Origin of the sequence: Okeania sp. SIO2C9, assembly GCF_010672455.1 — a bacterium.
Lineage (GTDB): Bacteria > Cyanobacteriota > Cyanobacteriia > Cyanobacteriales > Microcoleaceae > Okeania.
Genome location: NZ_JAAHGO010000007.1, coordinates 219378 through 235286 on the forward strand (window position 1 = coordinate 219378; position 15909 = coordinate 235286).

The following is a 15909-nucleotide window of genomic DNA, read 5'->3' on the forward strand; positions in this document are numbered from 1 at the left end:
TACCCCAAATATTTGTTTTTCCATGGTGTATAAAGTAGTTTTATAGTAAGCATTTTCTACAAGGAATACTTACGTTTTATACATTGGAGTAATGTATCAAAGAAAATCAAATTATTTGACAAAAACCGTAAGTTTTAACTGCCAAATTAGTAGTGTATTCAGCAATATAATCAGCCGGAGCTATGATTTGACAAATTTGTTGCCAATCACTAGCATCTAGTTGAAAAATTTTTCGGCAATGCTCGATTGTTTCTACCCAAAATTGTAGTTTTTTGGAGAATTTAGTTTTCTGAAAAAAACACAACCATCTACAACAAACTTCTGGGAAAAAAGTTTGAATCTTCATCGAAATATCCTTGTTTTTCTGGCTTAACTAATCAAAACAAGAACAAACTAATTATTGTTGATTAGTTACTATTAATTTTTAACGATTAGGCACAGACAAATGTTTGAAGAAGTGGGAGAGTGAGGGAGTGGGGGAGTAGGAAAGAAACCGATACAGTTGCAGGAGTGCCAAAATAATTAGTAGCTTACGTTGCAAAGCACTTTAAACTACGGTACGGGTAGCATATAAATCAGATATTTCCTTAATTCCCGATTAATGAAAGTAGTTTTAAGGGTAACTGTATAATCGGTATTTCATATCAATCTGAGTAACGATTATTTCGCTTTACCTTGCAACTTTACCTATTTTTTTCTCTGTGTTTTTTACCGAAAAATTGTGGTTTAAAGCCTCCCCTTTTAAGGGGATAATAATATCATGTCCGGATAATTAGTGATAAAAAACTTTCTCCTTCTTCTCCTGTTCTTCTTCTTCCTTCCCTCTTTCCTCCTGACTCCTGAGGACTGACTCCTGACTCCTCCGTCGTTATTTATTTATCACTGTTCAACCGGACATGATATAAGCGGTCGTTTGCGCAGCATGACCTAGGATGGGATGGCGAGGTCTCGGAGCCATATCCAATCGACTCCTGTGAAGAAAAATTTTCATGAATTTGTCAATCCTCTTCTTTCAAGGAGAGGTAATTATTCATTATTCATTATTCATTATTCATTATTCATTATTCATTGTTGAAAGGTAATCCTAAATACTCAAAGTAACCTTCTTATAAGTAAAGATATAGGAGATAATCTAGTATTGTACACCCTAAACTTTACTCATAATTTTTTGAAAAGATAAAAACGAAGAGTTTTCTAATTATTTTTCATTCAGTAATTCAGAAAAAATATCAGAAACAGCTTGACTAATCTGACCAGGGTCACTCAAATCATCTACAATTCGTGAAATATAAATGTCTAAACTTTGTTCATCATCATCCCAGATCAAAGACTGTTCTTTTGACACAGGTTTTCCTAACAGTTCTCTGACTTTATTATACAACATTTTAGTTGCAGGTGACAAGTTTTTTTCAACATCATAATTACCAAAAACCAGATAATTTTTTTGCTCCACTGCCTGGACAGCAAAAATCAAAGCGATCGCTAAATATTGTCGGAATAAATCAATCGAAGTCCGTGCCAAATTAGCAGAACCAAATCCTTGACTATTAATATTCTGATTAAACTGTTCGGCATGAGTAGGAAAACGGTCAGCTAGAGAATTCCCATAAAAAGTCAACAACGGCATAATTGAATTGCCAGCAATTTGCAAACCCTTCAATCCCATATTCACTTTTCGTTGAGCATTCCCCACCAAAGAAGCAGGTAATCCACCATTAAATTCAGGAGTAACTAACAGAGCAATTTGAACATCTAAATGTTTAGCAATTAACCCCATAAAATAGCGCAGTCGGTCCATTGCGACTCCCACATATTGACCCAGAAAATTACCGCCGTGATAGCTACTTTGACGTTTTACATCAATTAAGGGATTATCAGTCACAGAATTAATTTCTGTCTCTATCTGACTAGCAATATCCGACAAACCATCCAGCACCGGACCCAAATACTGCGGTAAACAGCGCATAGAATAACGGTCTTGAATCAAATCGCCACCATCAAAGTGATTATCACCATTCAATTCATCGTAACTCAAACGGGAGTCACACAGCAAATTTACCATTTGTTCTGCGACCCAGACTTGACCGGGGTGAGGTTTCAAACCATGGATAAATGGATGAAATGACTGATTTGTACCGCCCAGTGCTTGTATCATTAATGCGTGAGTTGCAATAGCTACAGCAAATAATGAATGAGCATCATTTACACAATTGGCAGCTATTCCAGTCATCACAGAAGTACCATTAACCATTGCCAACCCTTCCTTAGCACGCAAAGACAAGGTTGGTAATTCAAGTCGCTTAAGAGCTTCAACGGCTGACATTTCTTTGCCTTTGAAATCTACAGTAAACGCTGGATCTAAACCTAGTAATGCTCCAGTAATATGTGTCAGAGGGACTAGATCCCCACTAGCACCAATGGAACCTAAATCATAAACATGAGGGGTAACTCCTTCGTTGAGGAATATCGCCATACGTTCGATTAATTCATAGCGAATACCAGAGGCACCTTTGGTATGAGAGTTCATCCGCAACAGCATAGCAGCACGAACATCAGCAATAGGGAGTCGATTTCCTGTTCCTACTTTGTGATACCAAATTAGGTTTTCTTGCAAGGCAGCAGCATCTTCACAGGAAATAGCTGTGTTAGCCATACCACCAAATCCTGTAGTGACTCCGTAAATTGATTTTCCAGTTTCTACAGCATTGGCAATATAGTTGCAAGAGTCTTGGATACCTTGGCAGACATCTTGACGTTTTGTTAGTGTAACTGGCGCTCCTAATTTTGCTACCTTCGCTACCTGTCTGAGAGTGAGATTGTCTTCGCCAACAACTATTGGGTTTGATATTTGATCAGATTCAGATTTTCTGATGGATAAATGGTTCTCAATACTAGATGAAGTTTTAAGTTTGAGACTCTGATTATGGAGAGATGAAGAACTTTTATCCCCTACCGATTCTTGAAGGGGTTGATTGTTCAGTAATTTATTTCTCAATTGTATTTTCTCCTCTTGAGCGATCGAAATCACAAGTTTACATGACTCATATCACCAACAGGACAGAAAGAATCTATTATAATGAAAATAGATGTCTATACGTATCCATGTTGGATTGAGTGGCTAAGTTGAGTAAAACTGAACCACAAACTAACTCTAGAATTGCTACCAGAAACAGCAATTCGATATTTGAAAAGCTAAAGGCATCAATCAGTCTGTGATTGAGTAACCAATAGAAGATATTGTCAGTGTTCTCTATTGGTCGCTCTCAGCAGACTTTTATTTATTGGATTGTACAAAGAATTAAAACACAAACAGGCGCATCTAGGAGTTATTGATTAGTAGAGTTCATTGTTGAAAAGGTATTTACACACTACCTAACTTAAATGAAGTTTTACTGATGAAAGTGGACTTTAGGTGGGGATGATAATTTTCTGGGTCTAAGTTATGAGTAAGTAACTAAATCATAGTATAACTCATTAAGCCTAACTTAATCTCAGCTAATTTATAATTTTAGCTAAAATAATAGTATCACAAAGACCGCTGAAAATTAACTGATTCAAACTTAATTTTGAGTATGTTTTTTATTCCCATGTGAAGTCAGTATTTTAACGGATATATTCCTTTGATTCATCAGGACAATAGTAATCGTAACTAACTGATTCAAACTTAATTTTGAGTATGTTTTTTATTCCCATGTGAAGTCAGTATTTTAACGGATATATTCCTTTGATTCATCAGAACAATAGTAATTTTAACTAAGTGATTCACACTTAATTCTGAAGTCAGTACTTTAACGGATATATTCGTTTGATGAGTCAGAACAATAATAATCTAACAATCTTTATATTAAGTTGTCAATAGATATTTTCATAACCTACAACATTTTTTTTAAGTAGACTACACAATAATTCTTTTTACCTGTAGGAGTCAGAAGTAGTGGGAAGGGAGTAGAAAAATGCTTTGGCAACTGTAGTCTATTTATTTTAGAACCACTATAAATTCGGCACGTCAATTTATATCAGTTGCCAGCTACTTACACTTTCGTTCATCATCTTTAATTGGCCTTTTCTCAAAATCAAATCATCAGGAACAAATAAAGGCATAAATACTTGATTTATTCGTATTATTGGCGTTCGCTAGTCCCCCCGATTTTAAGCTAGTTTGACCCCTTTTAAGATCATTTCGGCTAATTACTGGCAATCAAAAAGTTGTGCTTCAATCCGTCATTGATGCCCCCTAAAAGGGGGTGGGGGGGATATAAATTCCGGCAAAGAAGATCGATAATCAAGCCTCTTGCTTTTTACCTCTTCCAACTGCTCTTCTGTGTTGCCTACTTTCCCAGAATTTTGTACCTCCGGAAAGTTGCAAAATGCTGCTCAGTAGAATTACCGAATATGATTATGATCATGCTGCTCAGTAGGATTACTGAATATCATATCCAAATAAATTCGGGTCAACTTCTGCCAAATTCAAATCATCCAACCCATACTCAGTCCAACGTCTATCCACCATTGCAGCAACATCGGCATCGGACTCCAAAGCTGCACCCCACTCATGGTCAGTTTCAGGAGGAATTTTTGTAGTCGCATCTATTCCCATACGACCACCCAAACCAATTTTTTCGCTAGCAAAATCTAAACTATCAAAAGGTGTATTCGGCAAAATAAACACATCTCTAGAAGGATCGACTTTAGAGCTAATTGCCCATACTACCTGACGAGGGTCGCGAATATTAATCTTATCGTCCACCACAATTACAAATTTTGTATAAGTAAACTGTGGTAAAGCACTCCAAAAAGCTAACGCTGCTCGTCGCGCTTGACCTGGATATGCTTTCTTAATAGAAATTACCGCAGCTTTGTAACTCAGAGCTTCCATGGGGAGGAAAAAATCAACAATTTCTGAAACTTGCTGTCGGAGAATAGGAGTATATATCCGGTTCAGAGCGATCGCCATCATTGCTTCTTCTTTGGGCGGTCTCCCACTAAAAGTGGTCAAATAAATTGGGTCTTTGCGGTGAGTCATACAGTGAAATCTAACCACCGGAGAATCTTCCAACCCACCATAATAACCCATGTGGTCGCCAAATGGGCCGTCAGGCAACATTTCCCCAGGAGTAATAGTACCTTCAAGGACAAATTCTGAATCTGCGGGTATTTCCAAATCTAAGGTTTTGCACTTATTTAACTTGACACCTGAACCACCATAAAGTCCTGCGAATAGCCATTCTGACAAGTCTACAGGAATTGGAGTAGCAGCAGCCATAATAATTAATGGGTCTACACCAAGAGCAATTGCAATTTCCAACTTTTTCCCATTTTCTGCTGCTTTTCGCAAATGTCGCGCTCCACCACGGACGGATAACCAATGTACAGTCATAGTGTTACGCGACTGTAACTGTAACCGATAAACCCCTACATTTGGTGTACCTGTTTCACAATCTTTTGTAATAACCAAACCGAGAGTAATAATTTTACCCGCATCTCCAGGATAGGGACGAATCATCGGAATTTTGTTTAAGTCGAGAGCGTCTCCCTCAACAACGACTTGTTGACAAGGAGGGAAAAAGTCACGCCCTGGTTTTGCTTTGACAACATCAAACAAAACTTTGCCAAATTCTACTGCTTGGGAAATCTTTTTTGGTGGTTTTGGTTGTTGGAGCATCCCCAGTTTTTTGCCCAAGGTTTCCAATTCTTGGGGTTTTTCCATATTCATTGCCCAGCATACTCGTTGTTCTGTACCCAACAAGTTTATTGCTATGGGGTAGTCAGACCCTTTGACATTTTCAAACAGGAGACCAGGGCCACCCTTTTGCAGCATCCGATTACAAATTTCTGCTATTTCTAGGTCAGGGTCAACTAAAGCTTTGATTCGGCATAGTTGTCCTCGGTCTTCTAAAATTTTCAGGAATCCTCTTAAGTCGCGGGCCATAATTTTATTAACTTTTGTTAAACAACGGTATGATATCACAGGAGTCATATCAGTTATTAGTTGTCAGTAGCTAGAAAGGAGTTTTTTTATAGCAGAAGGAAGAATATTGCGTTGTATGAGTTTTAAGATTTTGGGCGTTGGTGAATCAACATAAGAATTATGAATACCCCTTTCATTACTTGCTTCCGAACAACCCGTAAACGAAATAATCTGTAGGGACGTTGCATGCAACGTCCCTACCTGTTCCCTATTCCCTGTTCCCCATTCCCTGTTCCAGATTTTGATATGTCCGCACCCTTTCCTTCTACTGGTATATATCATGTATTTATAAATAGAAAGGTAGTTATGCATAGTTAGGAGTTATGCACTGACAATAGATATAGAGTTTCGCTCAGTTATGCTACCGCTAACACACCCTACTAATAGCGTTCATGCGTAAGTCCTGATAGTAATGGTAGATGAGAATTAACAACGGCGCTTCATGGGAGTAAGATACGAGCAAGGGAGCAAGATACGAGCAAGGGAGCAAGATACGAGCAAGGGAGTAAGATACGAGCAAGGGAGCAAGATACGAGCAAGGGAGCAAGATACGAGCAAGGGAGCAAGATACGAGCAAGGGAGCAAGATACGAGCAAGGGAGCAAGATACGAGCAAGGGAGCAAGATACGAGCAAGGGAGCAAGATACGAGCAAGGGAGCAAGATACGAGCAAGGGAGCAAGATACGAGCAAGGGAGCAAGATACGAGCAAGGGAGCAAGATGCTCCCACTGCTAATTAAATACTTTTGACTTTTGACTTTTGATTTAATGGGTAATTCACCATAAGATTATTGAAGATGAAATCAAATACTTAGGACTTATGCAAAGAAACTCAGTTTTTAGGGTAAATCGTTGTTTTTAACAATAGACATTAGGAAAAAACCAGGTTTCTGGGTTCACCTGCGTAAGTCCTGATACTTTTAACTTTTGACTTTTAACTTTTAACTTTTGACTTATAAATGAAATGTCCCAGTTGTGGTTCTCAATCTTTACGCAAAAATGGTCGTCCCAACAATCGTCAACGCTATCGCTGCAAAGATTGTGGTCGGCAGTTTATGGCAGAGTTGCCTACATCAAGGATAGGGCAGGAAATTTCTGTTAGTAAATCTGAACCGACAACTTTAACTGAAGCACCCGAAGTTGGAATTGCAATTTTATTATTAGATGTTGAAAATCTGAAAATTGATATTAATACAGAGCAATTTTTAGCTAGTATTTCTGAATATTCTTTACAAGTTAAGATTGCTTTTGCTAACTGGAAAAATTCTAGTTTGAGCAAATATGATGCAGAACTTTTTGAGCGTGGATATCAACTTATTCATGTTCCGGAAGGTAAAAATAGTGCTGATGCTCAAATGATGTCTATGGGGGCAGCTATTGGTAGGCAATATTCTGATGCTAAAGCTGTTTTTGTTTGTTCTTCGGATTGGTTATTGACTCACCTTTGTAATAGTTTACAAAATCAAGGTTTGATTGTTTATCGGGTGAGAAGACAACCAGATAATATTTTGAGCATAGAAAATCGAAATACTTTGGAGGTAAGGCATTATTCTCTGAAGATGGCAACAGAAATTCCACCATTAGAAGAGTTTGTGGAACAAATTCAAGAGTTGTTGCAAGTGGAAAATGAGTCAATTAGTCCGCGCAGCTCCGAGTTATCTATTATTGCTAGTTTATTGGAGAAACGATGTGAAATTTCTCTAGTTCGAGAGTCTAAACAAAATTTATCACAGGTAGTTTCCGAAGATTCGGAGATTTTGGCAGCTAAAAATATTGCTACAGAATTAGTTGAAAATGAGGAAAATATTCAGCCAAAGATGGTTGATTTACCGGAGATTAATTCTCGAGTAGAATTTGAGAAAGAAGTGATGAAAATCATCTCTAATATTCCACTCAAGAAGAATCAAATTTTTGTGAATTTGAACTTAGTTGATGAAAAATTTATGGCAATATTTGGGGAGGATATGGGGCAGGTATTAAAGGATTTAAAAATTAACAACGACCTGGATAACTTTTTCAAATTCTCTCCTAAATTTAGAGTGAAAAAAAAACCAAGGTCTAAAGAATATCAAGTGGCGATCGCTGCCCAAAATATACAGACTGTAAATTCACAGATAATTAGCTCTCCAGAACCTGCTGAAAATGTACCGACTGTAAATTCACAGATAATTAGAACTCCAAAAGAATTGGAAAAAGCGTTGGTGAATATTATTGAAGTTTTAGCTGCTCATGCTCCTCATGGCTACATTTGCATTTCTATTATTGGCACAGAATTTAAAAAACAATATCGTCATTCTATTACTACAATCCTGAAACAGTTAAAATTAAGTGGTAAATTTCTCGACTTTTTAAAGTCTTCTAACGCCTTTAATTTGAAAAAAGTTGGTAATAAATATCAAGTGGCGATCGTGAATCAGGAGTAGGAGAGTATAGCACAAATTAAAAGTCAAAAGTCAAAAGTCAAAAGTTAAAAGTTAAAAGTTAAAAGTTAAAAGTCAGGACTTACGCACGCTTAACCTTGAAAACCCCAGATGTAGGGGCGAATGGCATTCGCCCTCACTTGATTTAGTGTCTGTGCGTAAGTCCTGAAGTTAAAAGTAATCTCTGACTGAGTTTGAGCCTTTATAAATATCCTAACCTTTGTCTAGACTGCTATACAAGGTCTCGAAGATATGCAAGCTGCATTATTACTTAGGAGCCAACCCACCCTCGCCCCTCCCAGGAGGTGAGCAAACCCATCCCTAACCGCTCCCAGGAGGGGAAGTCAGGAGTCAGTAGTCAGGAGGGAAGAAAGAAGAAGAAACCCCGAGTAGAAGGAGAAAGTTTTTTGGTCGCGTAAGCGGAACGGAGTTCTATCCGTAATTATCCGGACATGATATCATCAGGACTTACGCACGCTTAACCTTGAAAACACCATATGTAGGGGCGTTTTGCTCCGCAACATATAAAGCGGAGCTTTGCGGAACGCAAATGGCATTTGCCCTCACTGGATTTAGTATCCGTGCGTAAGTCCCGATCATACCTCAAATCATCAACGCCAAACTTCGTTATTTAACCATTGAAATCATACTGCATAACCTATGACAGTCTCAGAAATATGAAAACTAACAGGACTTACACTGTAACTCAACTTGTATGGTGTCCTACAGGACAGTCTATACAGCGGCTAATAAAACCGGAATTTTGGGTAAGTCCTGAGTAGTATAAATGATAGGTTCTAGTTGGGGAAAAAAATTTATGTCCAAAACCATAGCGATTTCACGAATAGAAGCAGAAACTCAGGAAATAGACCCTCTAACATTGCTTAATATTCGAGAAGGATTAACCAGAGATTCTTTAGCCTTAATGTTAGGAGTAACCAGAGATACAGTAGACAAATGGGCAGCACAAAGAAGGCAACCATCTCGGCCTATTCGTCGTCTTGCTGCAGAAATTTTGGCACGTTGGGAACGCGATCGCATTACGGAGCGAAAAATGTAAATCATTTTTAGGTTTTTGTCCTACACACTTGATAATTATCAGGCTAAGGTAGATACAGGTGAACAAAAAACACCAAAAAAAATCAAAGTTATCAATCATATTTGATGACAAAACAACTACTTTTTGTTGAGGACAAATAATGCTAGTTTCAACTTTTGAACTACTTTTAAAACCTATCACTCCTACTGTAGGAAATATTCCTAATTCTGACCGTCAAGTTCTCCAAGGTTACTTTTTAACTATTGCTAATCCTAATAACACTGACTTGAGGCTTCGACTCCAATTTACAGCTACAACACCTAACTTAAACTTAGCTGATACTATTACTATTAGTGACGTAGCTGGTATTAACGTATTTGGCGATTTAACTCCCACCCCAGACCCTCGTAAATTCACTCTTGATGTAGGAATAGCCGCCCACGATACAGGATTAGTGATTTTACAGCCAGATATTACTACTCTCAATCCACAGGTAGATGAAGTCGAATTTCGTGGATTTGTCGAAATATTTTTGCGCGCTCCTGGTGGTAAATTTAATGTGCTACTAACTCCCGAACATCGAGGCACATTTGTCAGTGAAAACCCACCTATTGTTTCTGATTTTGACCAACTGGTTTATGCCCTACCAACTTCTAATGGAGGTAGTCTATTTACACTTAAACAAGAGCTAGTAGATAAGGATGTTAAAGAAGTAAAACCAGAAGTCAAAGAAACCAAAGAAACCAAAGAAATCAAAGAAATCAAAGAAATCAAAGACGTTCCCGACAAACTACCCAAAGAAAATATCGAAACAGTTACGGCTAACCTAACAAGCGAAGTGCAACAAACACTAGCTTTAATGGCTCAAAGTATTGATAACATCGAACAACGTCTAGCAACACAAGAAGCTTTCATATCTTCTGAAGAGCGTCCTGCTGTTGGTGAAACTGCTGTTAACAACGGATAAAAAGGAGTAGAGTAGTGCTTGTTGTTATTGCTAGTAAATATGACAAGTCTGCTCGGTCTTTTGTTGAACATTCGGCAACTGATGGTGTAACGCTACTCACCCCTGAAGATTTATCAGTGGTTGGGTGGCGACACCATCTGGGAAATACCAAAAATTCCACAGCGGTAGTGGGAGGAAAAATTATAGAAGTTGCACAAATAACAGGTGTGTTAACTCGCCTCCCAGCAGTTTTTCCAGAGGAACTTTTTCATATTGTTCCCAATGACCGCACTTATGTAGCTGCTGAAATGACAGCATTTTTGGTTTCCTGGTTAAATACATTAAAATGCCCAATGCTCAACAGACCGACACCAACTTGTCTACTTGGACCAAATTGGCGATCGCCCCAATGGATTTATGCTGCTGCTCAAGTGGGGATGTCTGTGCGTCCTCTGCATCAACATATTGCTCTAGGGAAGGAAAATTTGCCAGAAGTAATTCCAAAATATTCCGCAACAGTAACTGTTGTTGGTAAAAGTTGTATTGGTGAAGTTGATGCCACCTTAGCAACTCAAGCTAGATATCTTGCTGATGCTGCTGGAGTTGATTTATTAACTGTTCAATTTAGTAAAGCTGATGCTGATGCAGAATTTATTGATGCTAATTTGTGGGCAGATATTTCTCAACCAGCGATCGCTACTGCTATTCTAGAGTATTTTAACTTGTAGGGGCGAATGGCATTCGCCCATACTTTGAGCTATGACGCAGGATTGCTGAGTCGGGGCCATTTCAGTTATTAGTACTGATTGCTAAGTGCTGAGTGCTTACCTTTTGGTCTCAAACCTCCCTCTTTTAAGGCGATAAAAAGCGGTCGAGAGATGGATGGGATACCTAACAATATCTTATTGACCAAGAGAAAGAGAATATTCAATATTTCAATTCACTTTGCTTTCCTAGGTCATGCTGCGCAAACAGCTAGAGGTACTGATAACTGATAACTGATAACTGAAATGACCACTTTTTTAACGAGGAAAAAAAATGTTAATTCTGTTATGGGGTTTACCCGGAGATTCACCTTTAGCAGCAGTACAGAAAGAATTACAAAATTTAGGTATACCTCATGTACTGCTGAACCAACGAGAAATTCTTGAAACTGAAGTTAAGCTTTCTGTAGGGGAAAAAATTACAGGGGAAATCTGGACTTCTACTCACAAAATAGACTTGAGTGCAGTCACAGGAGTTTATTTGCGTCCCCACAACTCCTACAAACTTCCAGAAATCATGGAAGCAGGACCTGAGAGTTATGCTTGGCAACACGCGACTGCAGTAGACAATGCTTTGTTGTCATGGGTAGAAATGACTTCTGCCTTAATTTTGAATCGCCCTTCAGCAATGGCAGCGAATAATTCTAAACCGTATCAGTTACAGCAAATTTGTAAGTTTGGGTTTCAAGTACCTGAGACTTTAGTTACTACCAGTCCTAATGCGGTAAATGAGTTTTGGCAAGACCATGGCAGTGTGATTTACAAATCTGTTAGTAGTACCCGCAGTAAGGTTTCTCAGTTACGTCCAGAACACACCGAACGTTTAGATAATGTTGCTTCTTGTCCAACTCAATTTCAGCAATATATACCTGGTAGAGATTATCGGGTTCATGTAGTGGGTGGAGATGTATTTGCCTGTGCTATTAGTTCTGCTGCGGATGATTATCGTTACGCGGGAGTTGCCAATGCTCCTGAAATTTTTAGTTGTCGTTTACCGGAAGATATAGAAAATAAATGTAGATTAATGGCAGCAGAAATGGAATTATCTTTAGCTGGCATAGATTTGCGAGAAACTCCAGAGGGGGAATGGTACTGTTTTGAGGTTAATCCTTCTCCAGGATTTACATATTATCAGCAAGAAACAAATCAACCTATTAGTAATGCCATAGCTAGATTATTGGCATCGGGACTTTATAAGTCAAAAGTTAAAAGTTAAAAGTTAAAAGTCAAAAGTCAGATTTTACAGAACTACAAATAAAAATCAAAAGTCAAAAGTCAGATTTTACAGAACTACAAATAAAAGTTAAAAGTCAGATTTTATAGAGGTGCAAAAGTTTAATTGTACAGTAATTTACGGAAGTTATAAGTCAAAAGTCGGTGTTGCATAAATGCGAGATGATTTTAATAGTTTTGTGGAAGTGGAATGGGCATCTTGCCCGTTCCTGATATTTTTCCCCGTTACAAAAATAACTTCTGACTTCTGACTTCTGACTTCTGACTTCGTTCTTCTTCCCTGTTATAAAATTATGAGTTTAAAATTCACACCACTTTCTTTCAGTTGGGTAGCACTTCATCCTCAACCTTGTGGAATTATCCAATTTATCGGCGGAGCTTTTTTTGGCAGTTTCCCAACGATTTTTTATCGCTATTTCTTAAGTCAAATGTATGCTGAAGGATACAGCATTATTGCTTTACCTTTCCGCTTTAGTTTCCAACATTGGCCTATTGCTATTAGTTTATTAAAAGAACAAAGTGTTTTAGCAAAAGCCATGCCAGAACTTGCTGAAAAATTGGGTTATCAAAATAATATCTATACTGACAAATCAAAATATTTTTGGGTTGGTCATAGTTTAGGATGCAAGTATATTATGCTGCTAGAATTCTTGAGTGAAAATGGATGGCAAAACAAACTCAGAAAATATGTTAATGCTGGAGAAGTAGAAAAAATAGAAAGAATTTTCCATCAAATTCATCCTAGTATAACTACTATTTTAAATCAGCATTCTTTGTTAATAGCTCCAGATATTAGTGACACAAATAGCGCTATACCTATCCCTGCTTTAGCAAAATTAATAGACCGAATTGGTTTAGGAGCAAAACCCAATCGAAAACAAACCCAATCTTTGATTAAACATAGTGATTTATTTCAGTTAATTTCCATGATTTCTTTTACTCAAGATACTATTGCAGGGAGTATCACAGACCGAGAAAAAAGTAAAGAAATTCAAGATAAAAGTGATGTACTTTGGTTAGTAAATACCTTGAAAAATCGAGGCTTATTACATCAAGAAATTCAGGGAAAACATTTAGAACCAGTGGGAATAAAAGTAGGCAACTATATTGTTTATCTGAATCCCTTAGATAAATTTATTCAGCCAATTTATCACAGATATTTAGAACAAATAGCTTTACATTTATTGGTTGAAGAAGAAAGAAGTAAGAAGGAAGAAGGAACAAAGAACAAAGGAAAATATTGCGTTGTCTGAGTTTTAAGTTTTTGATATCCTGACCTTTTCTTCGAGTGCGATCAAGATTGGTATGGAGAGGCTTTATACCTTAATTTTTCGGTAAGGGCGAATTTCTCTAATGGCTTTTTCTAAAGATTCATAATTTTTCTGGCTTGATTAAAACAAGCAGAGCCATTCTTCGTCTGTACAGATTTCGTCACTCTACCAATAACTGCTAGTTATAGAGCTGAAAATTTAAATACAAGCAGCTAGTCTTTTTTCAAGCAAGTATTTAGCTATGTTATCCGCATCTTGTCTACTGGAAGTTGTCGTAATTACCATAAGATATTCTGGTGACATTTTATTTTCTTCCTTCACTAAAATTTTGTTTGAAACTTCAAGTATTAGTCTCTTGCAAAAGTAACATAAAACTGAGATATTGTATCGGTCAAACAATTCTTAACTACTCCCCCACTCCCCTACTCCCCCACTCCCCTACTCCCCTACACCTTCTTCCTTCTTCAATTAACCAATTCTGCCATGTAAATAATCTTCTGTTTTCTGATTTTTAGGGTCAGCAAATAAATCTTTAGTTTCACTAAATTCTATCAACTCCCCTAAATACATAAACGCCGTATAATCAGATAATCTTGCAGCTTGCTGCATACTATGAGTCACAATTAAAATAGTTATCTTTTCTTTTAATTGACTCATCAACTCTTCAATTTTAGCAGTAGCAATTGGGTCAAGAGCAGAAGTAGGTTCATCCAATAAAATCATCTCAGGTTCTCCTACTAAAGCACGAGCTATACATAGACGTTGTTGTTGACCTCCAGACAAATTAAAAGCTACTTCTTTTAATCTATCTTTAACCTCATTCCACAAAGCTGCACCTCGAAGAGCTTGCTCTACTTTTTCATCAATTAAACTCCGTTTTTTTTCACCACGCACCCGCAAACCATAAGCCACATTTTCATAAATTGATTTGGGAAACGGATTGGGTTTTTGAAATACCATACTAATTCGCATTCTTACTTCTATCGGGTCAATATTTTTAGCCAAAATATTCTCTGAATCTAGCCAAATTTCTCCTTCATAGTAATTTCCTGGATACAAATCGTGCATCCGATTAAAGCAGCGTAATAAAGTAGTTTTTCCACACCCTGAAGGTCCGATTAATGCAGTAATTTGTTTTTCTGGTACAACCAAATTAATATTTTTTAAAATATTGGATGAACCATAATAAAAATTCAGTTCTTTGACTTCTGCTTTGGGTGTTATAGTAATTAATTCTTGTTTTTTTCTATAAAAATTTACCATTTGATACCTTTACGAACTAGATAACGTAAATAAATAGCTAGAGTATTGATTGTCAAAGTCATAATAGTTAATATAGTACCCGCTGCTGCTGCATTTATTTCAAATGCTTTTTGTGGGCGAGAAACCCAATTAAACATCTGAATTGGCATTAATGTAAATGGAGCTTGGAGCCAGGAAAAAGAAATAAACGGAAATTCACTTTTCACCGGAGATTCTGGTAAAAAAGCAATAAATGTCAATGCACCAATAGTAATAACTGGAGCTGTTTCTCCTATTGCTCGTGATAAACCAATAATTATACCAGTAAGAATAGTACCAAAAGAGTAAGGCAAAAGATGGTCCCAAATCATTTGCCATTTACTTGCTCCAAGAGCATAAGCAGCTTCTCGTAAATTAGTTGGAATGGAGCGGAGAGCTTCACGAGTAGTCACAATAACTATAGGTAAAATTAATAAGGCTAAAGTTAAGCCTGCGGTGAGAATACTTTCCCCTAAATTTAACTGATAAACAAAAAATCCTAATGCTAACAAACCATAAATAATTGAAGGTACACCTGCAAGATTTGTCACATTAATTTCTATTAGATTGGAAATCCAATTTTTTCGAGCATATTCTTCTAGATAAATACCAGAAGCAACTCCTAGAGGAACTGCCACTAATGTAGTTACTAACATCACTAAACAAGTACCTACCCAAGCTGATAAAATTCCGGCTTCTTCCGGTTTTCTACTAGGGAAAGAAAATAAGAAGTTCCAATTTAGGCGTGGTAAGCCATCAATCATCATTTTAATTATTAAAGCAGCTAATATTAATATTGAACCCGTAATTACTAACAAACCAATTACGGCAAAAATACTATTAACCAAATTTCGTTTATTAAGATTATTTTTAAGATAGTTTAAAGGTAAAAAAATATTTGTAAAATCTTGATTTGACATCTATATTAAGTTCCTATAATTCATCGACATATATTTAACAATTAATAATTAATAATTAATAATTAATA

Annotated in this window: 12 protein-coding genes; 6 read left to right on the top strand and 6 right to left on the bottom strand. The window is 37.1% G+C overall.

The annotated features are described in order from the left end of the window. Positions 1 to 106: 106 nt before the first annotated feature. The 3 genes from F6K23_RS07320 to F6K23_RS07330 form a co-directional block, all read right to left on the bottom strand. Positions 107 to 346: a hypothetical protein gene (locus F6K23_RS07320; RefSeq protein ID WP_293152709.1), complete on the bottom strand. Its 240-nt coding sequence runs from the start codon at positions 344 to 346 to the stop codon at positions 107 to 109. An 852-nt stretch (positions 347 to 1198) separates the two neighbouring features. Beyond that, entirely contained in the window at positions 1199 to 2995 is a 1797-nt protein-coding gene (gene hutH / locus F6K23_RS07325; RefSeq protein WP_293152712.1) for a histidine ammonia-lyase, read from the bottom strand. Between the two features lie 1425 nt (positions 2996 to 4420). After that, a complete protein-coding gene (locus F6K23_RS07330) occupies positions 4421 to 5929 on the bottom strand; it encodes a UbiD family decarboxylase (protein WP_293152715.1) in 1509 nt (502 codons plus the stop codon). A gap of 997 nt (positions 5930 to 6926) precedes the next feature. Here F6K23_RS07330 and F6K23_RS07335 point away from each other — a divergent pair. The 6 genes from F6K23_RS07335 (at position 6927) to F6K23_RS07360 (ending at position 13622) form a co-directional block, all read left to right on the top strand. After that, entirely contained in the window at positions 6927 to 8390 is a 1464-nt protein-coding gene (locus F6K23_RS07335; RefSeq protein ID WP_293152718.1) for an NYN domain-containing protein, read from the top strand. An 814-nt stretch (positions 8391 to 9204) separates the two neighbouring features. Further along, positions 9205 to 9447: a hypothetical protein gene (locus tag F6K23_RS07340; RefSeq protein ID WP_293152721.1), complete on the top strand. Its 243-nt coding sequence runs from the start codon at positions 9205 to 9207 to the stop codon at positions 9445 to 9447. A 139-nt stretch (positions 9448 to 9586) separates the two neighbouring features. After that, positions 9587 to 10393 carry a hypothetical protein gene (locus F6K23_RS07345; RefSeq protein WP_293152724.1) on the top strand — a complete coding sequence of 269 codons (807 nt, stop codon included), beginning with the start codon at positions 9587 to 9589 and terminating at the stop codon, positions 10391 to 10393. Positions 10394 to 10407: 14 nt separating this feature from the next. After that, on the top strand, positions 10408 to 11100 hold the full coding sequence (locus tag F6K23_RS07350; RefSeq protein WP_293152727.1) for a hypothetical protein: 693 nt from the start codon (positions 10408 to 10410) through the stop codon (positions 11098 to 11100). A 310-nt stretch (positions 11101 to 11410) separates the two neighbouring features. After that, a complete protein-coding gene (locus F6K23_RS07355; RefSeq protein ID WP_293152730.1) occupies positions 11411 to 12352 on the top strand; it encodes a RimK family alpha-L-glutamate ligase in 942 nt (313 codons plus the stop codon). Between the two features lie 310 nt (positions 12353 to 12662). Continuing rightward, on the top strand, positions 12663 to 13622 hold the full coding sequence (locus tag F6K23_RS07360; RefSeq protein WP_293152733.1) for a DUF1350 family protein: 960 nt from the start codon (positions 12663 to 12665) through the stop codon (positions 13620 to 13622). A 216-nt stretch (positions 13623 to 13838) separates the two neighbouring features. Here the strand turns inward: F6K23_RS07360 and cutA are convergent, their stop codons facing one another. The 3 genes from cutA to pstA form a co-directional block, all read right to left on the bottom strand. Further along, entirely contained in the window at positions 13839 to 13943 is a 105-nt protein-coding gene (gene cutA / locus F6K23_RS41565) for a divalent cation tolerance protein CutA (protein ID WP_367267644.1), read from the bottom strand. Between the two features lie 165 nt (positions 13944 to 14108). Further along, positions 14109 to 14903 carry a phosphate ABC transporter ATP-binding protein PstB gene (pstB, locus tag F6K23_RS07365; protein ID WP_293152736.1) on the bottom strand — a complete coding sequence of 265 codons (795 nt, stop codon included), beginning with the start codon at positions 14901 to 14903 and terminating at the stop codon, positions 14109 to 14111. Beyond that, a complete protein-coding gene (gene pstA / locus F6K23_RS07370; protein WP_293152739.1) occupies positions 14897 to 15841 on the bottom strand; it encodes a phosphate ABC transporter permease PstA in 945 nt (314 codons plus the stop codon). Before pstA ends, pstB begins: the two co-directional genes overlap by 7 nt. Positions 15842 to 15909 lie beyond the last annotated feature (68 nt).

Bases quoted from the DNA above. Each gene is read 5' to 3' on its own strand.
- F6K23_RS07320 (WP_293152709.1), bottom strand. From the start codon at position 346: ATGAAGATTCAAACTTTTTTCCCAGAAGTTTGTTGTAGATGGTTGTGT.
- F6K23_RS07330 (WP_293152715.1), bottom strand. From the start codon at position 5,929: ATGGCCCGCGACTTAAGAGGATTCCTGAAAATTTTAGAAGACCGAGGA.
- F6K23_RS07335 (WP_293152718.1), top strand. From the start codon at position 6,927: ATGAAATGTCCCAGTTGTGGTTCTCAATCTTTACGCAAAAATGGTCGT.
- F6K23_RS07340 (WP_293152721.1), top strand. From the start codon at position 9,205: ATGTCCAAAACCATAGCGATTTCACGAATAGAAGCAGAAACTCAGGAA.
- F6K23_RS07345 (WP_293152724.1), top strand. From the start codon at position 9,587: ATGCTAGTTTCAACTTTTGAACTACTTTTAAAACCTATCACTCCTACT.
- F6K23_RS07355 (WP_293152730.1), top strand. From the start codon at position 11,411: ATGTTAATTCTGTTATGGGGTTTACCCGGAGATTCACCTTTAGCAGCA.
- F6K23_RS07360 (WP_293152733.1), top strand. From the start codon at position 12,663: ATGAGTTTAAAATTCACACCACTTTCTTTCAGTTGGGTAGCACTTCAT.
- cutA (WP_367267644.1), bottom strand. From the start codon at position 13,943: ATGTCACCAGAATATCTTATGGTAATTACGACAACTTCCAGTAGACAA.
- pstB (WP_293152736.1), bottom strand. From the start codon at position 14,903: ATGGTAAATTTTTATAGAAAAAAACAAGAATTAATTACTATAACACCC.
- pstA (WP_293152739.1), bottom strand. From the start codon at position 15,841: ATGTCAAATCAAGATTTTACAAATATTTTTTTACCTTTAAACTATCTT.